This is a genomic window from Paenibacillus endophyticus, from assembly GCF_014192395.1.
GTDB classification, from domain to species: Bacteria; Bacillota; Bacilli; order Paenibacillales; family Paenibacillaceae; genus Pristimantibacillus; species Pristimantibacillus endophyticus.
The window spans coordinates 146,179-165,669 of sequence record NZ_JACHXW010000002.1 but is presented as its reverse complement, the minus strand read 5'-3'; the positions used below and the strand labels follow the sequence as shown (position 1 = coordinate 165,669).

Here is a 19,491-nt window from a genome sequence, read left to right as displayed (position 1 = left end):
AGCAAGGGATGGAGCTGGTGCAGTGCGCATCAATAATATATTGCAATACACGGAGCATCATAGATACTACATATTCCGTGACTTTTCTTTAAGCAGTCTGGACTACAAAATGCTTTCGCTAATCTATCAACCGATGGTTGGCGCTTTTGCTGTCGCATTTTATCAGCAGCTTTACCACGGAATCTCGGAGGGAACCTCCGGTTACTCAGCTATCGAGCCGCAGCGCAAGCTGTTTCTTGGACTCGGACTTGAAATGAATGAGCGAGGGCGCAAGCACTTGATTGAGCAGGCATCCAAGCTGGAGGCAGTTGGCTTGCTGCAAACCTCGCGACTAGGCGTACCCGATAATGCGGATGTTATATACGAATACGAGCTGTCGCAGCCATTGTCGCCAGCGGAATTTTTCCGCAATATGCATTTGACGATGCTGCTGCGCGATAAGGTTGGCAAATATGCGGTGATCTCGCTGCGCGAATCATTTGGGGCTAACGAACCGGATGAGCTGGCAGGCGCGCAATTGGCGAAAGAAAATATCTCGGTGCCATTTTACGAGCTGTTCAAGCTGAATATGCAGTCGGTGGATGACGAGCTTGAGCAAGCGCTCACGGAGGTTGCGCCATCTAGACAGGCTTCCGCTAGAGCTGCTCAGGCTACAGCAGGCATTCCGTATGGAGAGATTATATTGCGGTTTCCGCGCAACTCCGCCAATCGCCGCTTTGTGGAGCGCTTGCGTAGCGACGAAGAACAGCTTGCTCAGGTCAACTATGTGGCCTACAAATATAGTCTAGGCGTTGTAGATATATGCCGTTTGCTTGATGAAGACGGAATTTTTAGCGAGAGCGGTACGCTTAACGTTGATGAGCTGCAGCTGCGAGCTAATCAATTCTATAGGCAGGACAAGAAGCGGGAAGGGGAGCGGCAGCGAGCGCTTTCACGTACGCCGGTCGTATCAGGGGAAGAGCAGGCAGATCCTGATGAATTGACAGAGGAGTTCGAGGTTCAGGAACAGCATTATTTGCAGGTTCCGAATCAGCTCAGCGGCCGATGCGATGTCCAGCAGTACAATATGCTCATGAGAAACGAGCCGCATACCCGGTTTCTGCAGCGTTTTTTCCCTGGTGCTGTACCGGATTGGATCGAGCGTGTATTCGAGCGAATGGATCTGAATTATAAATTGGCTGGGCCCGTGATCAATGTACTTATCCATTATGTTATCGGAGCAAATGACGCGCAGCGTGTAACAAAAACGTTTTTGGATGCAGTAGCTTCCAATATGCTTGTGAAACAAATCGATACGTTTGAGAAAGCGGTTGTGTATGTTCGGGAGCAAGCGCAAGTCGAGCAGGATAAGGAGCGACGCAAAGAAGCGGCGCTCAGCTACGCCGGTGGTTACAACAATGCCAAGGGCGGTGCACGGGGGGGAAGCGGCAGCCGAGGAACTTCTCGCAAGCCGTCCATTCCGATTGTACAAGAGGACACAACTTCCACAGAGGTGTCGGCAGACGAGCTTGAGGAGCTTCGCAAGCTGGCGCGCAAATTAGAAGGCAAAGGATAAAGGCGGTGTGAGCAGATGATGGAATCGATGGGCGATTTGCTGAAGGCTTGGCCGTCAGGCAAAGCCATCACAGAGCAAGCGGAGCTTAAGCTGACCGAACTGCTTGCAGAACCGCTTGTAGAGAAGCTAAGACTGAAATATCCGGATTTGGACGATCAGACGATTCGTCTGAATCTGAACCGCGTATACCAATACGTCACAGAGTACCGGAATTGTACGAATTGCCCGGGGCTAGATAATTGTCCGAATGACTTTGAAGGACATTACACCTTGTTAAGCTCAGAATCGCTGAACGGCCTGACACAGCTGTATGACCGCAAGGTGGCGTGCAAGAAATTTAATGCCCGCCAAACGGAGGACCAGATTCGAAGCCGTGTACGGAGCTTTTATATCGATGAGAAAGCATTGCAGCGCGGCTATTCCTTAGATGAAATTTTGGAGAGCGATAGGGAACGGACGAAGGCTGTCGGTCAAATTCTCCGCTACATCGATCGGACGAAGGAGAATGGCTTGCAAGAAGAAGGCCTGTATTTGGCAGGACGTTTTGGAACCGGTAAAACCTATCTGATGTGCTACTTGCTGCATGAGCTTGCCAAAACCGGTTATTCAGGCGTAATCGTCTATATGCCGGATTTCGTAGAGGATTTGAAATCACTGATGCATGAGCCCGGCAAGCTGAAGGAAACGGTCGAAATGATGAAAGAAACCGATTTGCTCATTTTCGACGATATGGGCGCAGAGAATTTAAACCCTTGGGTTCGCGACCATGTGCTTGGTGCCATACTGAATTACCGGATGCAGCGCAAGCCGACCTTCTATACGTCTAATTACGAGCTCGATGCGTTGGAGCAGCATTTCAGCTTCACGAGCAAGGATGGCGATGAGCTGCATAAAGGTCAGCGGATAATGGACCGGATTCGTCCTTATGTAGAAGTGGTAATGGTAAAAGGCGAGAATAAGCGCGGAAGGAAATAAGTGAGGTCGATAATAAGTACGGATGGAAATAAGTGCGGTCGATAATAAGTACGGACGGAATAATTTGAAATAGCTTTGGCTGGCTGATCCTGTGGGGATTATGCTGCCAAAGCTATTTTTTTTGCATAAATGGTTGTTGGTAATGGATTGTCTGACGTAAAGCTGCGTGTTGTCCGGGAAGCAGGGGAGTGCGGGGAAATGGATGTAAGCGCATCGGCGTGCTTACAGCGCCAATAAGGTGAGTGTGTCGTGCGGGCGAGTGGCTGTAAGCGCATGTGGGTTCTTACAGCACGTGAGTAAGCTATGACGCCTCCTTTATACCGTTGCGGACAAAAGGGGGGCGAATGTGTAGGTCAAATCTATCAGAATAGAGATGAATTGCGAAAGTACAGCGGATATGCTTCCCATATAAAGCTTTCTGATCAAACTTATCATTTTTTTGAAATTAAGTATTGACAGTGTTAGGTGGTCGCTGGTAAGATTCTTCCATAACCAACTAAACGGGTAGGAATAATGGTTTTCGACCGGACCAACCGGAGTAAACACCTATTACAGTGAAACACTGTTCATGACCGTTCATGACCGTTCATGACCGTTCATGATCGTATTTATTCGTGTTTCTGCGAGCCTGTTAAATTAAAAAAGGGGTGTGTGTCAAGATGAAAAAGATTACTCACGTTCGGTCAGCAATTATTCTATTAGCATTAGTACTGGTTTTGGCAGCTTGCGGCCAAGGCGGCAACAACGCAGGAAACAAAGCGACGAATAAACCTGCTAACGAGTCTTCAACGACGAATGCGACAGCATCAGAAGAGCCAGCAAAAGAAGAGCCTAAGCCTCCTGTTGAGCTGTTGAACGTTTCGTACGATCCTACTCGTGAGCTTTATGTAGCGTTCAACGAAGCATTCTCCAAGCATTGGAAAGCTGAGACTGGCCAAGAAGTAACGATTAAGCAATCACATGGCGGTTCAGGCAAACAAGGGCGTGCCGTAATTGACGGTCTGAAAGCCGACGTTGTAACGCTTGCGCTCGGCTATGATATCGATGCGATCGTAGAACCCGGCTTGATCCAAGCGGATTGGCAATCTAAATTCGAACATAATAGCTCCCCATATACTTCTACAATCGTATTCCTTGTTCGCAAAGGAAATCCGAAAGGCATTAAAGACTGGAATGATCTTACCAAGGAAAAAGTTGAAGTGATTACGCCTAACCCGAAAACCTCAGGCGGTGCACGCTGGAACTATCTGGCGGCTTGGGGCTACGCATTGAAACAAAACGGCAATGACGAAGCGAAAGCGCAAGAATTTGTAGCTGAACTGTTCAAGCATGTTCCTGTTCTGGATTCCGGAGCGCGAGGATCAACGACAACCTTCGTGGAACGTGGAATCGGCGATGTGCTGCTCGCTTGGGAGAATGAAGCTTTCCTTTCGATTAACGAGCTTGGTCCTGACAAATTCGAAATCGTTTATCCATCCTTGAGCATATTGGCTGAGCCGCCGGTTGCTGTCGTAGACAAAGTGGTAGATGACCGCGGTACTCGTGAAGTAGCCGAGGCATACCTGAAATACCTGTACACCGAGGAAGGCCAAGAGATTGCGGCTAAAAACTACTACCGACCGATTTCTGAAACCGTTGCGGCTAAGTATACCGAGCAATTCAAATCACTTGAGCTGCTTACGATTGACAAAGACTTTGGCGGATGGAAAGAAGCCCAAACCAAACATTTTGCGGATGGCGGCATTTTCGATAAAATTTATACACCAGGCTCATAATGCAGCATTCAAAAAAGATTGGAGCTGACTTCACATGAAAGGTTCCAAGTCCCGTAACGTGCTTCCGGGTTTTGGTTTATCGCTTGGCTTTACGTTGTTTTACCTAAGCATTATCGTACTCATTCCGCTGGCTGCCGTTTTTTTCAAAACGGCAGAGCTCAGCTGGGCCGAGTTTTGGAGCACGGTTACGAATGCGCGTGTTGTTGCATCCTACCGTGTCAGCTTTCTAACCGCTTTTTTTGCAGGACTAGTGAATGCCGTGTTCGGACTATTGATTGCATGGGTGCTCGTTCGATATAAGTTTCCAGGCAAAAAAATAATAGACAGTTTAGTGGATTTGCCGTTCGCGCTGCCGACTGCCGTTGCGGGTATTGCTTTAACGGCGATTTATGCGCCTAACGGCTGGGTAGGTTCGCTGCTCGCGCCGCTTGGCGTAAAGGTGGCATACTCGCCAATCGGCATTACGATCGCGCTTATCTTCATAGGCCTTCCCTTTGTTGTTCGCACGGTGCAGCCTGTGCTGCAGGACATGGAGAAAGAGACGGAGGAAGCAGCAGTTATGCTTGGCGCTTACCGTTTGCGGACCTTTTGGAAGGTTATTCTGCCGGAGCTTATGCCAGCGCTGTTAACAGGGTTCGCGCTCGCATTTGCACGAGGAATCGGGGAGTATGGCTCGGTCGTGTTCATATCAGGCAACATGCCTTTAAAAACAGAGATTACGCCACTGCTGATCATGACAAAGCTGGAGCAATATGATTACGCTGGAGCTACCGCGATTGCGCTTGTCATGCTTGTTGTGTCTTTCCTCATGCTGCTAGTCATAAATTTGCTGCAGTGGCGGATGAACCGCCGCACAGTATCGGACTAAGAAGGAGGGCTGACCATGGCTGGAGCCATTACCGTTCATACGAATGAAGAAACGTCCAAAAGACCGCAGCATATTAATGAATCGGCACTTGTCCGCTTCGTGCTCATCGGAATCGCGATGCTGTTTCTCGGTTTAGTCGTGCTTTTGCCGCTTGCGTCTGTGTTTGTTGAAGCGTTCAAGAAGGGCGTAGGCGTGTACATAGACTCCATTACGGAGCCGGATGCGCTATCGGCGCTTAAGCTGACGCTGATCGTGGCATTGATCGCTGTACCAGTTAACACGATTTTCGGCGTCGCGGCTGCGTGGGCAATCAGCAAGTTTCGTTTCCGCGGCAAAAACATACTCATTACGTTAATTGATTTGCCGTTTGCCGTATCGCCGGTCATTTCAGGATTGATCTATGTGCTGCTGTTCGGAGCGCAAGGCTTTCTCGGGCCTTGGCTGGATGAACGCGGTATCCAAATTATATTCGCCGTGCCTGGGATAGTGCTTGCAACCGTATTCGTTACGGTGCCATTCGTAGCCCGTGAGCTGATCCCGCTCATGCAGGCTCAAGGCGTCCAAGAAGAGGAAGCGGCTGCAAGCTTAGGCGCCAAAGGCTGGCAAATCTTTTGGAAGGTAACCCTTCCCAATATCAAGTGGGGATTATTGTATGGCGTTATTCTGTGCAATGCGAGAGCGATGGGCGAGTTTGGCGCCGTATCCGTTGTTTCTGGCCATATCCGCGGCGAAACGAATACGCTGCCACTGCATATCGAAATTCTTTACAATGAGTATCAATTTTCGGCGTCGTTTGCGGTCGCGTCTTTGCTCGTTATGCTAGCCGTCGTTACACTCATCGTAAAGAGTATCGTGGAGTGGAAATCCGCACAGCAAAAACCGGCGGCAATAACAGAATAACCGTTGAATACAGATTATCCGGCAATTACAGAATAACGGGCAACTGCAGAGAAATCGGCAAATTCAGCGATTATAGAAAAATCGGCAATTACAGAGTAAACGAATAAAATTGGAGGGGTTTCGAATGGCAAAGCCTTTAGAAGTAGATGAGCAGTGGCTTGAGCGAATCGCGGACCAGGTGAGCGGACTGAGCTACGGGCATGTAACGATTACCGTTCATGATGGCAGAATCGTACAAATCGATCGGACGGAAAGAACGCGTTTTGATGCATCCTCTCAGAAGCAGCAGGCAGCGTCCGATTCCATACAGCAAGTCAAGCACCGCGAGGGCCAATCCACTGGCGAGTCGCTTCGCATCGTACAGTAATTTCATTTTCATGCGGACGCAAATGCAAGCGGCCGCCCGCAGGATCAACGATCCTGCGGGCGGCCTTTTTTCGTTGGAAGACAGACAGTTATTGTAAGAAGTCTAATTGTTTTCTACAATAGAAGGAAGAAAACGACGTACAGGGAGAATTGTCATGCCGGATTGGAGCTATCAAACCTTATTTCGACCTTTGTTGTTCAAGCTGCCCGCCCGTTTGAGCAGGGGTCTGACGCTGCAAGCAATCGGTACGCTAAGCAAGCTTCCAGGCGGCTCATTTGTAGTCAGGACGTTTGGCCATATGGAGCCGTCTCCTTTGTTAGAGCGTGAGCTATCAGGAATAGCCATAGATACTCCGATCGGACTGTCAGGCGGCGTTGATCCCGAGGGAATCGCACATCTGGCGTTTGCCCAATTCGGGATCGGCTTCATAGAGCATGGTCCCGTTACCTATCAGCGTATTCATTCAAATGAGCCAATTGTAAAGGATGACCGAAAGGAGTGGATTCAATACCCGCATTATTATGAGAACGTTGGCGTCGATCACATCGCACAGCTAATCGCTTCTTCCAAACATCGCCTGCCCCAATTCGTACGGATTGCTCCGATGCCAAACGCCGGACGGGAACAGGCGGTCCAGGAGCTTAAAGGCATGATGGATAAACTCTCTGAGGCGGGAGCGGATGGTTTTTATCTCGATGTGCTCCATGGGAACCGAAACGTAGAGGAAGCGATTGCTATTGGGATCGAGCTTGCTGATATTCTGCAAACCCGAACCTCTTCGAGCCTGCCTTTATTTTTGTATACTCCGCCTGATTATCCGAACGAAGCGTTGCTCGCGCTCATTCAATCGCTTCCGAAAGAAGCCTGGAGCGGAATCGTGGTCGGTGAAGCAGCTTTCAACAATTCTGAGGGAGATTCTTCTTACAAAGTAAGCAAAGAAGGAAAGGCAGACACCCTGTCCAAAATTGAGCTGCTGCGGAGAAACTGCTCGTCTGATTGGCTCATTAAAGCAGGTGCTGGCGTACATGAGCCTCAGGATGCTCTTGATCTGTTCAATGTGGGAGCGGACGCCATAATGCTGCATAGCGGTCTTGTATTTGCGGGGCCGGGACTGCCTAAACGGATTAACGAAGCCATAATTTACGAGCAGGTGAAGGAATGGCCAACTGCCGTAACGCCATCCTTTTGGAAGCATTGGGGCTGGATGTGCTTGCTCGGCCTCGGAATGATGATTGGCGGTTTATTATCTTGGATGATAGCGGCCACGACCGTGCTGTTGCCCTATGATTTGTCGTTTATTGGAATGACCTTGGAGGAGCTGCACCATATCAACCATCATTTGCTGCACTTCATGTCCCATGACCGGATAACGTTGGCAGGCACGATGATAACGATCGGCATCTTGTACTTTCAACTGGCCAGGCATGGATTGAGAGAGGGACTCCACTGGGCAAGAACGACGCTGCTCACTTCCGGCATAGTAGGATTTGCAAGCTTCTTCCTTTATGTAGGTTACGGCTATTTCGACCCGCTGCATGCGGTGGCTGCTGTCATATTGCTGCCGATGTTCCTGCTTGCGATGCGGCGTAATCCAGACAGGCCGTACCGTTTGCCTGTCAACGTAAGGAATGACCGGCTGTGGCGTCAAGCCATGTGGGGACAGCTTTGTTTTGTGGTTTTGGGGTTTGCGCTTTCGATAGGAGGTCTAACGATCTCGGCGGTGGGCATTACGGAAGTATTCGTACAGACGGATCTCGCCTATTTGGATACAACCTCCGCGCAGCTCAAGGAAATGAATGATAGGCTCATTCCGCTTATTGCTCATGACAGAGCGGGCTTTGGCGGTGCGCTGCTATGTGCGGCGCTGGCCATTCTCATTATGGCGTTATGGGGTATTCAGCAGGGCTCCCGCTGGTTGTGGTGGACGTTTCTGTTAGGGGGAGCGCCAGGCTTTTATGCGGGGTTAAGCGTACATCTGACCATCGGATATATCGACTTTTGGCATCTGTCGCCTGCCTTGTTTGCCCTGCTGCTGTATATTCTGGGTCTCATTCTTCTTTATCCTTATCTTATGGCTGCACCCGAAGCGTCAGCCGCCAAATGAAGACACAAAAAAAAGGAGCAGCACGCTGCTCCTTTTTTCTATGAAATGATGAATTTAACGATTACAGCAACGGCGAAAATGACGGTCATAAAACCGAGCATTCCGCCAAAGCCGAATACAACGTCCATCAAGTCATGGCGAGGCTCTTCGTTGAAATGCTCGCGCGGGTCTCTTACATTATCCATCGTTGACGTCCTCCTTGAAAAAGACCGATTGCTTCAATCACAACCTCGAACGGTCGTCTTTATGTAGTATCGGTTTATTCAACTTATATTAGTATACCCAAACTCCCGAACAGTTGTAAAGCAAATACAGGTGACAATTGTAAGACATAACTTGGCGCAATTATGCTAAAATGTGTACAGAATCAATCGGTAGTCGGAGGCGAGAGCATGGACGAGCAACAGATAACGCAGAAGCAGGCCGAGCAGACGCTTGCGGAAGCCAAAGAAACGATACGCAACAAACTAGCGCTGCTCCCCGATCAATCGGGCTGTTACCTGATGAAAAACGGAGAAGGCGTCATTATATATGTGGGCAAAGCGAAGGTGCTCAAAAATCGTGTGCGGTCCTATTTCAACGGAAGCCACAATGGGAAAACGCAGCGCCTCGTATCTGAAATCCGGGATTTTGAGTTTATCGTAACCTCCAGCAATATGGAAGCTCTTATTCTGGAGTGCAACTTAATCAAGCAATACCATCCTAGGTATAACGTGCTTCTGAAGGATGACAAAACCTTTCCATATATCAAGATTACGAATGAGAAGCATCCCAAGCTCGAAGTAACGAGGCGGATCATGAAGGACAAAGGAAAGTACTTCGGACCTTATCCGAATGCCTATGCGGCCCAGCAGACGAAGAAGCTGCTCGACCGCCTCTACCCGCTTAGAAAATGCAAGACGCTCCCGGACAAGGTTTGTTTGTATTACCATTTGGGCCAATGCATCGCCCCATGCGAATTTGACGTGGAGCAATCGGAATACGATCGCATGATTCAAGAAATATCACGGTTTTTGAATGGCGGTCAAGATGTCGTGAAGATCGAGCTTCAGCGCAAAATGGAGGAAGCGGCGGAGAAGCTGGAGTTCGAGCGGGCGAAAGAGCTTAGAGACCAGTTGATCGCCATTGATGCGGTCATGGAAAAGCAGAAGATTACGATGTCCGACGCATTGGACCGTGATATTTTTGGCTTTGCCGTGGATAAAGGCTGGATGTGCGTACAGATTCTATACATGCGCCAAGGCAAGCTGATCGAACGCCATGGATCGACCTTTCCTTATTATGGTGAAGAATATGATGATTTCATGACGTTTGTCACACAGTACTACAGTGATAATCCAGCGCTGCCGAAGCAGATCCTGCTGCCGCTGCCGCCTGAGGCGGAATTAGCGGAAGGGGCAGCTGCCGAGGAAGCAACCTCGCATGCGGATGACGTGATCGCGTCGCTTCATAGCTGGCTGAAGGTCAAAGTACTAATGCCGCAGCGCGGTCGGAAGAGCGAGGTTGTTACGATGGCGACGGACAATGCGAAGGTAATGCTGGACGAGAAATTCCGGCTTATCGAGCGGGATGAGGAGCGCAGCGTCAAAGCGTCCGAATCATTGGCGGGGTGGCTCGGACTTGATGAGGTTCGGCGCATCGAAGCGTTCGACAACTCGAACATTCAAGGGACGAATCCGGTTTCAGCAATGGTCGTATTCACGGACGGCAAGCCTGATCGCAAGGAATACCGGAAGTATAAAGTGAAGACGGTAGTCGGACCTGATGATTACGAAACGATGAGAGAGGTCATTCGCCGGCGTTATGAGCGAGTGCTGAAAGAGGAGATCGCACCTCCGGATCTGATCGTTGTCGATGGCGGCAAAGGGCAAATCTCAGCCGCGCTGGACGTGCTGGAGAATGAGCTTGGGCTGTACATTCCCGTCTGCGGGCTCGTGAAGGATGCGAAGCATAAGACAGCGCAGCTTATGACAGGCGATCCCGCGGAGATCGTTCCGCTGCCGCGCGACAGCCAAGAGTTTTATTTGCTCCAGCGCATCCAAGACGAAGTGCATCGGTTCGCGATTACGTTTCACCGCGAGCAGCGGGCCAAATCGATGGTGGAATCGAAGCTGGATTCAATCCCAGGCATCGGAGAGAAACGCCGGAAGCTGCTGCTTAAGCATTTCGGCTCCATCAAAAAAATAAAAGAGGCCTCAGTCGAAGACTTCCGGCCTCTGTCTATTGGGGATAAATTAGCTTCGCAAATTATAGCTGCTCTAGGGGAGGAGTCGTCGTAACAGACGGCTTCTTTTCTTTTTTGTGGCTGAAATATTTGAGAACAAACGCGATGATAACGGGCAGAACCGAGAAGAAGATAGCCGAAATGATATTCGGAGCGGTACCGATGGTAAGCAAGGACAAGCCAACTGCAACGCTGTTAAAAATAGCATGGGTAAACATGGACGTGATGAACCCGTATCTGACGAAAATAAAGCTGAACATCAACCCAATGATCATAAGCTCAATCAATCTGGTCGAAGACGGATAGAACGGATACATGACATGGCCGAGCGCCCAAAACAATGTCGGCAATAAAGCGGCTGCAAACGTATTTTTGAACCATTTGCGGAATAAACCGATACCGAAAAATCTGAAAACAGCTTCCTCGGATATGGCGGCAGCCCAAGCGAGCACTGGCATGAGCCAAAGTATTCCCATATTGTAAGGAGATTGCGTAGCGTCGGTCGTATCCCAAGTGCCGATCGTCAGCTTAAGCAAGATGAATATGACAGATTGCGTTGCAAAAAGGATAATGGCAAATAAATAAGCAAGTCCAACGCTTCGCCACACGTGGTTGCCGTAACCTTTCTGACCGAATCGAGGCCATAATGCACGCTCCTGCGCCTTCCAAAGGCCGTCCCCGGCAATCATAGAAATGTAAATGGACCCCGCCATCGGAATGGTCAGCAATACGGTGAAGATCGCGGTGAACATAACGGTTTGGCTTGCCAGCTCGGTTTCGCCCAATGACGCGCGTATGCCGTCAAGCACATTCAAGTTCATGATAATATAGGTAATAAAGTATACGATGGTCAAAATAATGCCGAATTTAAAGGAAGTGAACTTCCGGTAAAGGACGGCGTAGATGATGGCTAATACAAAGAGGACGAAGCTCATAAACATGTATCCGAAGCCTGTGAGGAAGCCGGCAAGCTTATCCTGTTTCTTCACGTATTGGATGTAATCGGCAGGTGCGATGAAGGCTGGCTTGTACTTGGTTATGACGTTCTGGCCATTGATATTTTGTCCCTTTATATGGATGCTCAGAAGAGCTTCTTCAATCGTGTATCCGGCTGGCGCTTCGCCATGCCATCCCCCGTTCCCAAGCAATTCCTGCTCCTTGAATGACTGCGCATCCAGGCTTTGGCCTGCCAGAAAAACAGGAACCTCCTTGTTTAGCTCAGCATCGGAAAATGATTGGCCTTCGAGGATAAAGTTCCAAGCTACGATTTTCTCGCTTTGCATATGTACATAGACGAAGCCTGTTCCGCCCTCGTCAAATTTCAGTTCGACTTGGTACGTGTCCGTCGGGAAGCTTTGATCGTATTTGTCGCTATAGTCTTTGATGAGCTCATGCTTGGATAAGTAGCCGTTAATGACTTTATCGGTTTGATGGACAGCCTTGGCGGACTTCACCTGGAGTCCGGATAGTTTCTCTGCGAACACGGAGGCCCGGTTTTCAGCTGTTTCCTTCGCAATGACCTTCGTATTTAAATCACCGTTGCTAATGGAAAAAATCAAGGGTCCGATTTCAACAGCCGCGAAAATAATGAAGCATGCGATCGCTGCCCACAGAAAACGTTTCCATTCATTTAATCTAATTGAATCAATCATCGGTTCACCTCTACTATCCTTTTTATGTGTTGCGTATTCCACTACCTTACCATATCAATCCCTGAATTATCCAATGAAAAAGCACGTTTGCTCTCAAGATCAAGCGAAATAACGATATCCGACAAGCCTGATGCATGCTGTAGCTTCTACTTGCCCTTTTTTGGACCAAAATCGGCTTGTTTGTCATTAATATAAGCTTTATATCGTGACTGCTTTGGGATTATAATCGTTAACGTCATACTAATCGAATAGCATAGCCGAATTTCCGAAGGAAATCGGGGGAACCATAAAGTTGTCGGAATCGCTCAGCCTGCTATAGCCAGCAGCGCTTTTGATCCGGCGGCATGGGGTGAATTTCTACGGTGAAGCTTAATCTTCATCGATCGAATAGGGCTGCCTGTCCAGGCCCGAATCCGTCAGCTAACCTCGAAGGCGTTAATGGAACAGAACTCATCGCACGAGCACTTGGGTTTCAGTGCTTTTTTTTATGCTTAAATATAGGTAGTGCTCCATAATGACACACGGCAGAAGAAGGACAATGGATGAAGGTAGACTTTAATGTATTGAAATGGTCACCCCCGCGCATATTGGTCAGCGGGTTTGCGCTTATTATATTGCTGGGAGCCCTGTTATTATCCATGCCCTTTGCATCTGCGTCTGGAGAGCGCTTGCCGTTTATGGACGCGTTGTTCACGGCAACCTCTGCAACTTGCGTGACGGGGCTTGTTGTTGTGGATACTGGCACCTATTTCTCCGTAGCGGGCCAGGTCATTCTAATGTGCCTTTTCCAGCTGGGCGGTTTGGGCTTTATGACGATGGCGACGCTAATCGCGCTCGTCCTTCGCAAGAAAATTTCGCTGCGCGAGCGCCTGCTGCTTCAGGAAGCGATGAACCAGTCGAGCATGGAGGGGATAGTCAAGCTTATTCGGCGGGTTATTATTTATTCATTATCGATTGAACTCATAGGAGCAGCGCTGTTTGCGTCTCGATTTGCACTCGATATGCCGCTTGGCAAAGCGATCTATTTTGGTGTTTTTCACGCCGTATCGCTTTTTAACAACGCAGGTTTTGATATATTTGGCGACTATCGCAGTCTTACCTTGTATGTCAACGATGCGGTCGTGAACTTAGCGGCGATGCTGTTAATTATAACCGGCGGCTTGGGATTCGTAGTCATGTCGGATTTGATGGAGTACCGCAAAAACAAACGGCTATCCTTGCATAGCAAGGTCGTTCTCGCGACAACCGGAACGCTTATTGCCGTCGGCACCATCGTGATATTCATATTTGAGTTTTCAAATGCCAAAACGCTTGGCTCATTGGATTGGGGCGGCAAAATATTAGCCTCCTTCTTCCAGTCGGTAACGCCAAGGACGGCAGGCGCGAATACGCTCGATTATACGCAGTTAAGGCAAGCGACCATGTTTTTCACGATCATCCTCATGTTTATTGGCACATCACCAGGGTCTACGGGCGGCGGTATAAAAACGACGACGTTCGCTACTTTGGTTGGCGCGGTTATAGCGATGATACGCGGGCGCGAGGATATCGTGCTGTTTCGTTACAGGCTCGGCAAGGACCGGATATTCAAAGCATTGACGATCACATTAATTTCATTGCTGCTGGTCATTGTCGTTACGATGATTCTCTCCATGACGGAGAAGCACGCTTTTATCAAGCTGCTGTTCGAAGCTACGTCCGCGTTCGGTACGGTCGGTTTATCGGTCGGCGTCACGCCTGACCTTAGCATAGTTGGGAAAATAGTTATTTCATTAACGATGTTTGCTGGACGGCTTGGCCCGCTAACGCTTGCTTATGCGCTTGGGCCTCGCACAGAAAAAGAATTGTACCGGCATCCTGAAGGCAAAATCACGATTGGATAGGAGAACTGCGCAAGTGGGAATGAAAAAGAAGCAATTCGTCATTATTGGTTTAGGCCGCTTTGGCTCTAGTTTAGGCCGAGAGCTCATTGAATTGGGCAATGAAGTGCTGGGTATCGACAAGGATGAGGAGGCTGTTCAGGAAATGAGCAGCGCCCTGACGTATGCCGTATCTGCTGATTGCACAGACGAGGAAACGCTGCGTTCGCTCGGCGTCCGAAATTTCGATTGCGGTGTCGTAGCCATTGGCGACGATATTCAAGCCAGCATACTGACGACGATATTGCTCAAGGATTTAGGCGTGAAACAGGTTGTCGCCAAAGCGATGAGCGAGCTTCACGGACGCGTTCTGGAGAAAATCGGCGTTGATCGCGTCGTATATCCGGAGCGCGATATGGGGATTAGGGTAGCGCATCAGCTTGTATCTCCGAATCTGCTCGATTATATCGAGCTCTCCAAGGAGTACACGATCGCAGAGCTCGCGGTGCCTCAGTGTTTGGATGGAAAGTCGCTGCATGACCTAAACCCCCGCGCCAGATTCGGCTGCAGCATCGTCGCGATCAATAAGCCGAGCGGCATCATCATTGCGCCGACGGCGACCGATGTGCTGGCCATGCGCGATGTCATGGTTATTATCGGAACGAATGAGCAAATCGAGGAGTTCGAAGCGACGGTTATACGTTAGCCGATAGGTTATGTTACAGATCGAAACGGATTTGGAAGCTTATAATTGGAAATGCTGAAGGACAGCGGCCTATTACAGGCTGATGTCCTTTTTGGTAGGGAAACGGGCTGCCAGCTCATTGATCCAAAGCCGGACGGATGGACTGAGCGCTGCGGAATCAGCATGGATAAGCGAGGTTGTCCGCTTCGTATCCTCAAGTTCACGAATGGGTACAACGACAAGGTCGTTGTCTTCGAGAAGCTGGCTTCTCATATAGGATTTTGGCAGCAGGGTGGCAGCGCGGCACGTATGAAGCAGGCGCAAGATCGCTTCGAACGAATCGATTTCCATTCGAACATCCGGCTGGAGATGATATTTGTCGAAGAGCTCGTCCGTAAGCAGACGGTACCAAGTGCCCTTGGAGAACAGAATCATCGGCATGCCGGTCAAATCCTGTATGCCAAGCACGCCTTTGTCAGTAATCACTTGATTGCGCGGCAGGACAAGCGATAGGTGGTCCTCGAACAAGGGGATGCATCTTAGTGTCGAATCCTCAATGCTTGAAGCTACGATGCCGATATCAGCCTTGTGGTCACGGACAAGCGATACGATTTCATGCGTCTTGCCCGTTATCGCTTTGATGTCGATTTCAGGATGGGTGGAGGTTAGACGCTGAATGAGATCGGGAAGCGTCGTCTGCAGGGTCGTTAAGCTTGCGCCGATCGTAAGCGTAGTGTGACCCGTTGAGGTGAATTCCGATACCGTCTGCAAATATTTGCGATGCAGCTGACGCAGCTCGAGAGCGTACTCATAGGTCATCTGACCAATACGGGTCAGCTCTAGACGTTTGCCGATGCGGCGGAACAAGGGAGAGCCGATCTCCTGCTCGAGCTTGGCGATTTTACGAGAGAGCGCAGGCTGTGAGAGATTGAGCAGCACAGAGGCTTTGTTCATGCTCGATTGCTCGACTATTACGGTAAAGACATGCATCTCTTCATTCATAGGTTGCGCTCCTTATGTCATTTTGTTATAAGAAATTATAAAAAATAAGCAATTCCATTATAAGCTGAAAAGGAGTAGGATGGGAAGTGTGGCTAATATGTGTCGACTTTTGTTGACGGGGGTACATGCTGGGGTTACAATGTAGAATGATTTGCCATGCGTAAAGGGCTGGCTTCTGCCGTGAGGCAGCGGGGCATTCCGTTTGCGCTGAAATATAAGCAATGTATAATGTGCTGTTCGATACATTCTTATATTTTAAAAAAGCATGCTAGCACTCACAGTTTTGAAAGGAGAAGGAATGACATGAAAGGAAACTCGTATTTCTCGCGCAAGCTTCACTCGCTTCTCGGGATCATTCCGCTCGGCGGTTTCATCGTCGTACATGGACTGACCAACTACCAGGCGTTTGAACGCGGACCGGAAGGCTTCGACAAAGGCGTACATCTGATTAACAGCTTGCCTATTTTGCCGCTGCTCGAGATTTTCGGCATTTACCTCCCGCTATTGTTTCATGGTATTTACGGCTTGTATGTCGCTTACCAATCGAATACGAATACGGGACGCTTCAAATACGGACGGAACTGGGCATTCACGGCTCAACGCGTTACGGGGGTCATTACTTTTGTATTCGTTTTCTGGCACGTATACCAGACGCGGATGCAAGTATACTTCGGCAACATCACGCATGAGGAGCTTGGCTCAACGATGAATCATATCGCGAGCAGCCCAACATATTTCGTGCTATACGTTATCGGCGTACTGGCTGCCGTATTCCATTTCAGCAACGGCCTTTGGGCATTCCTGATCAGTTGGGGCATTACGATCGGCCCGAAAGCACAGCGTATTTCTTCTTATATTTGCATGGGCGTATTTGTTATCGTAGCAGCGCTGTTTATCCTTTCGCTTGTCGCATTCAGAGGCGATGAATTCGCGGAAGCGGCAAGTGCGGCTTTGGCACTTACGAATATCGGTTAGTTTGTAGACAAGGAGCGAAGCGTAATGGCTAAAAATAAAATTATTATCATTGGCGGCGGACTAGCTGGCTTAATGGCTACCATTAAAGCGGCTGAAGCCGGGGTGCACGTTGATCTGTTCTCCATTGTGCCGGTCAAACGTTCCCACTCGGTATGCGCGCAAGGCGGCATCAACGGCGCCGTAAACACAAAAGGCGAAGGCGATTCTCCTTGGGAGCATTTCGATGATACGGTTTATGGCGGAGACTTTCTTGCGAACCAGCCTCCGGTTAAAGCAATGTGCGATGCAGCGCCTGGCATTATCCATCTGATGGACCGGATGGGCGTTATGTTCAGCCGTACTTCAGAGGGCCTGCTGGACTTCCGTCGCTTCGGCGGCACGAAGCATTCCCGTACGGCATTCGCTGGCGCAACGACTGGACAGCAGCTTCTATACGCACTGGATGAGCAAGTGCGCCGGTGGGAAGCAGCAGGGCTTGTGAATAAATACGAGCATTGGGAATTCCTTGGCGCAGTAGTAGATGACGACGGCGTATGCCGCGGCGTATCGGCGCAGGATTTGCGCTCAATGGAAGTACACACGGTTCGTGCGGATGCGGTTATTCTTGCATCAGGCGGCCCTGGCATTATTTTCGGAAAAACAACGAACTCGGTTATTAATACAGGTACTGCTGCGAGCGCTGTTTATCAACAAGGCGTTAACTACGCGAACGGCGAATTCATTCAAATTCACCCTACGGCTATTCCAGGCGACGACAAGCTGCGCTTGATGTCGGAATCGGCGCGCGGCGAAGGCGGACGGATCTGGACGTACAAAGACGGCAAGCCGTGGTACTTCCTTGAGGAGAAATATCCGGCTTACGGAAATCTCGTGCCTCGTGACATCGCGACGCGTGAAATATTCAGCGTCTGCGTCGATCAGAAGCTGGGCATCAACCAAGAGAACATGGTTTACCTCGATCTCTCCCATAAGGATCCGAAGGAGCTGGACGTTAAGCTCGGCGGGATCATTGAGATTTACGAGAAATTCATGGGTGATGATCCACGCAAAATCCCGATGAAGATCTTCCCTGCGGTCCACTATTCGATGGGCGGCATGTGGGTCGATTACAATCAAATGACGAACATTCCCGGCTTGTTCGCAGCAGGCGAATGCGAGTATCAATACCATGGCGCTAACCGTCTCGGCGCAAACTCGCTTCTTTCCGCGATTTACGGCGGTATGGTTGCAGGACCGAAGGCAGTGGAATACATCAAAGGCTTGAAGAAATCGGCTGAGGATGTTGCTTCCTCCGTGTTCGATCGTGAAAACAAACGCCAAACGGATAAATACAACAGCATTATTAATATGAACGGCAATGAGAATGCATATGTCATTCACAAAGAGCTTGGCGAATGGATGACGAACAATATGACGGTTGTTCGCTTTAACGATAAGCTGGAGCAAACGATTCACAAGATCAAAGAGCTGAAGCAGCGTTATGCCAAAATCAACATCAACGACACGGCGCAATGGAACAACGCAGGCGTGGCATTTACCCGCCAGCTGTGGAACATGCTTGAGCTGTCGGAAGCGATGACGCTTGGCGGATTGCTGCGCAACGAAAGCCGCGGAGCTCACTATAAGCCTGACTTCCCAGAACGTGACGACGATCATTTCATGAAATCGACGATTGCGAAGTGGACGAAGGAAGGTCCGCAAATCTCATACGAGGATATCGACGTAAGCTTGATCAAGCCTCGTAAACGCGATTACTCGAGCGACAAGAAGAAAGGAGAATAATGATGGCTGAAACGACTGTAGCTACAAAAACGGTTAAGTTTATCATCACGCGCCAAGATACTCCTGATTCCAAGCCCTACACGGAAGAGTTCGAAATTCCTTACCGCGCAAACATGAACGTCATTAGCGGCTTGATGGAAATTCAGCGTAACCCGAAAAAGTCCGATGGTGCGAGTACAGCCCCTGTATGTTGGGACTCCAACTGCTTGGAGGAAGTGTGCGGAGCATGCTCCATGGTTATCAATGGCAAGCCAAGACAAGCATGTAGTGCACTGATCGACCAATTGGAACAGCCGGTTCGGCTGGCTCCAATGAGCACCTTCCCGGTTGTTCGCGACCTCGTTATTAATCGTGAGCGCATGTTTGGCGCCTTGAAACGCGTTAAGGCATGGATTCCGATTGATGGCACCTATGATCTTGGTCCAGGGCCTCGGATGGCTGAAACGAAGCGTCAATGGGCGTACGAGCTGTCCAAGTGCATGACTTGCGGTGTTTGCCTTGAGGCTTGCCCGAACGTAAACGACCGGAATAGCTTTGTTGGTCCAGCAGCTATTTCGCAGGTGCGTTTATTCAACGCTCATCCAACGGGTGAGATGAATAAAGAGGAGCGTCTGGATGCGTTGATGTCCGATGGCGGCATTGAAGGCTGCGGCAACTCTCAGAACTGTGTTCGCGCATGTCCGAAGGGCATTCCGCTCACGACTTCCATCGCTGCAATCAACAAGGATACAACCAAACATCTATTCAAAAAATGGCTTGGCATGTAGG

16 protein-coding genes and 1 riboswitch are annotated in these 19,491 nt (G+C 49.5%); of the genes, 13 read left to right on the top strand and 3 right to left on the bottom strand.

Going from position 1 to position 19,491, the window contains the following annotated elements; all coding sequences use genetic code 11:
• Window positions 1-22 precede the first annotated feature (22 nt).
• From FHS16_RS03365 to FHS16_RS03335, 7 genes are all read left to right on the top strand, one after another.
• Entirely contained in the window at window positions 23-1,555 is a 1,533-nt protein-coding gene (locus FHS16_RS03365; protein WP_183558880.1) for a replication initiation and membrane attachment family protein, read from the top strand.
• An 18-nt stretch (window positions 1,556-1,573) separates the two neighbouring features.
• On the top strand, window positions 1,574-2,530 hold the full coding sequence (gene dnaI, locus FHS16_RS03360) for a primosomal protein DnaI (RefSeq protein ID WP_183559650.1): 957 nt from the start codon (window positions 1,574-1,576) through the stop codon (window positions 2,528-2,530).
• 659 nt (window positions 2,531-3,189) lie between these two features.
• Window positions 3,190-4,305 carry a sulfate ABC transporter substrate-binding protein gene (locus FHS16_RS03355; RefSeq protein WP_246431574.1) on the top strand — a complete coding sequence of 372 codons (1,116 nt, stop codon included), beginning with the start codon at window positions 3,190-3,192 and terminating at the stop codon, window positions 4,303-4,305.
• Between the two features lie 34 nt (window positions 4,306-4,339).
• Complete coding sequence (gene cysT / locus FHS16_RS03350; RefSeq protein ID WP_183558878.1) at window positions 4,340-5,173, top strand: sulfate ABC transporter permease subunit CysT; 834 nt, start codon at window positions 4,340-4,342, stop codon at window positions 5,171-5,173.
• Between the two features lie 15 nt (window positions 5,174-5,188).
• The gene (gene cysW / locus FHS16_RS03345; RefSeq protein ID WP_183558876.1) at window positions 5,189-6,073 is read left to right on the top strand and encodes a sulfate ABC transporter permease subunit CysW; all 885 of its coding nucleotides are present in this window, start codon (window positions 5,189-5,191) and stop codon (window positions 6,071-6,073) included.
• Between the two features lie 124 nt (window positions 6,074-6,197).
• Window positions 6,198-6,440, top strand: coding sequence for a YezD family protein (locus FHS16_RS03340; RefSeq protein WP_183558875.1), 243 nt, complete (start codon window positions 6,198-6,200; stop codon window positions 6,438-6,440).
• A gap of 154 nt (window positions 6,441-6,594) precedes the next feature.
• A complete protein-coding gene (locus FHS16_RS03335) occupies window positions 6,595-8,544 on the top strand; it encodes a dihydroorotate dehydrogenase (protein ID WP_183558872.1) in 1,950 nt (649 codons plus the stop codon).
• Window positions 8,545-8,582: 38 nt separating this feature from the next.
• Here FHS16_RS03335 and FHS16_RS03330 read toward each other — a convergent pair whose 3' ends face one another.
• A complete protein-coding gene (locus tag FHS16_RS03330) occupies window positions 8,583-8,729 on the bottom strand; it encodes a YqzM family protein (RefSeq protein WP_183558871.1) in 147 nt (48 codons plus the stop codon).
• A gap of 207 nt (window positions 8,730-8,936) precedes the next feature.
• On the opposite strand from FHS16_RS03330, the gene uvrC reads away from it, so the two are divergent.
• On the top strand, window positions 8,937-10,823 hold the full coding sequence (uvrC, locus tag FHS16_RS03325; RefSeq protein WP_183558869.1) for an excinuclease ABC subunit UvrC: 1,887 nt from the start codon (window positions 8,937-8,939) through the stop codon (window positions 10,821-10,823).
• On the opposite strand, the gene FHS16_RS03320 is transcribed toward uvrC, so the two are convergent.
• Complete coding sequence (locus FHS16_RS03320) at window positions 10,792-12,420, bottom strand: CPBP family intramembrane glutamic endopeptidase (RefSeq protein WP_183558867.1); 1,629 nt, start codon at window positions 12,418-12,420, stop codon at window positions 10,792-10,794. The genes uvrC and FHS16_RS03320 overlap by 32 nt on opposite strands.
• A 245-nt stretch (window positions 12,421-12,665) precedes the next feature.
• A riboswitch (cyclic di-AMP (ydaO/yuaA leader) is annotated at window positions 12,666-12,870 on the top strand.
• 92 nt (window positions 12,871-12,962) lie between these two features.
• Between FHS16_RS03320 and FHS16_RS03315 the strand changes: the two genes are divergently transcribed.
• Window positions 12,963-14,303, top strand: coding sequence for a TrkH family potassium uptake protein (locus tag FHS16_RS03315; RefSeq protein ID WP_183558865.1), 1,341 nt, complete (start codon window positions 12,963-12,965; stop codon window positions 14,301-14,303).
• A gap of 19 nt (window positions 14,304-14,322) precedes the next feature.
• Window positions 14,323-14,985: a potassium channel family protein gene (locus tag FHS16_RS03310; protein ID WP_183559646.1), complete on the top strand. Its 663-nt coding sequence runs from the start codon at window positions 14,323-14,325 to the stop codon at window positions 14,983-14,985.
• A 72-nt stretch (window positions 14,986-15,057) separates the two neighbouring features.
• Here the strand turns inward: FHS16_RS03310 and FHS16_RS03305 are convergent, their stop codons facing one another.
• Window positions 15,058-15,966: a LysR family transcriptional regulator gene (locus FHS16_RS03305; protein WP_183558864.1), complete on the bottom strand. Its 909-nt coding sequence runs from the start codon at window positions 15,964-15,966 to the stop codon at window positions 15,058-15,060.
• 303 nt (window positions 15,967-16,269) lie between these two features.
• Between FHS16_RS03305 and FHS16_RS03300 the strand changes: the two genes are divergently transcribed.
• The 3 genes from FHS16_RS03300 to sdhB are packed head-to-tail and all read left to right on the top strand — an operon-like array spanning window position 16,270 to window position 19,490.
• On the top strand, window positions 16,270-16,941 hold the full coding sequence (locus tag FHS16_RS03300) for a succinate dehydrogenase cytochrome b558 subunit (RefSeq protein ID WP_183558862.1): 672 nt from the start codon (window positions 16,270-16,272) through the stop codon (window positions 16,939-16,941).
• A 24-nt stretch (window positions 16,942-16,965) separates the two neighbouring features.
• On the top strand, window positions 16,966-18,723 hold the full coding sequence (gene sdhA / locus FHS16_RS03295) for a succinate dehydrogenase flavoprotein subunit (protein ID WP_183558860.1): 1,758 nt from the start codon (window positions 16,966-16,968) through the stop codon (window positions 18,721-18,723).
• A gap of 2 nt (window positions 18,724-18,725) precedes the next feature.
• Window positions 18,726-19,490 carry a succinate dehydrogenase iron-sulfur subunit gene (sdhB, locus tag FHS16_RS03290; RefSeq protein WP_183558858.1) on the top strand — a complete coding sequence of 255 codons (765 nt, stop codon included), beginning with the start codon at window positions 18,726-18,728 and terminating at the stop codon, window positions 19,488-19,490.
• Window position 19,491: the final 1 nt, after the last annotated feature.

Coding starts and splice junctions, on each gene's coding strand:
- FHS16_RS03330 (WP_183558871.1), bottom strand. CDS start 8,729: ATGGATAATGTAAGAGACCCGCGCGAGCATTTCAACGAAGAGCCTCGC.
- FHS16_RS03355 (WP_246431574.1), top strand. CDS start 3,190: ATGAAAAAGATTACTCACGTTCGGTCAGCAATTATTCTATTAGCATTA.
- sdhA (WP_183558860.1), top strand. CDS start 16,966: ATGGCTAAAAATAAAATTATTATCATTGGCGGCGGACTAGCTGGCTTA.
- FHS16_RS03320 (WP_183558867.1), bottom strand. CDS start 12,420: ATGATTGATTCAATTAGATTAAATGAATGGAAACGTTTTCTGTGGGCA.
- uvrC (WP_183558869.1), top strand. CDS start 8,937: ATGGACGAGCAACAGATAACGCAGAAGCAGGCCGAGCAGACGCTTGCG.
- FHS16_RS03310 (WP_183559646.1), top strand. CDS start 14,323: ATGAAAAAGAAGCAATTCGTCATTATTGGTTTAGGCCGCTTTGGCTCT.
- FHS16_RS03315 (WP_183558865.1), top strand. CDS start 12,963: ATGAAGGTAGACTTTAATGTATTGAAATGGTCACCCCCGCGCATATTG.
- sdhB (WP_183558858.1), top strand. CDS start 18,726: ATGGCTGAAACGACTGTAGCTACAAAAACGGTTAAGTTTATCATCACG.
- FHS16_RS03340 (WP_183558875.1), top strand. CDS start 6,198: ATGGCAAAGCCTTTAGAAGTAGATGAGCAGTGGCTTGAGCGAATCGCG.
- cysW (WP_183558876.1), top strand. CDS start 5,189: ATGGCTGGAGCCATTACCGTTCATACGAATGAAGAAACGTCCAAAAGA.
- FHS16_RS03305 (WP_183558864.1), bottom strand. CDS start 15,966: ATGAATGAAGAGATGCATGTCTTTACCGTAATAGTCGAGCAATCGAGC.
- dnaI (WP_183559650.1), top strand. CDS start 1,574: ATGGAATCGATGGGCGATTTGCTGAAGGCTTGGCCGTCAGGCAAAGCC.
- cysT (WP_183558878.1), top strand. CDS start 4,340: ATGAAAGGTTCCAAGTCCCGTAACGTGCTTCCGGGTTTTGGTTTATCG.
- FHS16_RS03335 (WP_183558872.1), top strand. CDS start 6,595: ATGCCGGATTGGAGCTATCAAACCTTATTTCGACCTTTGTTGTTCAAG.
- FHS16_RS03300 (WP_183558862.1), top strand. CDS start 16,270: ATGAAAGGAAACTCGTATTTCTCGCGCAAGCTTCACTCGCTTCTCGGG.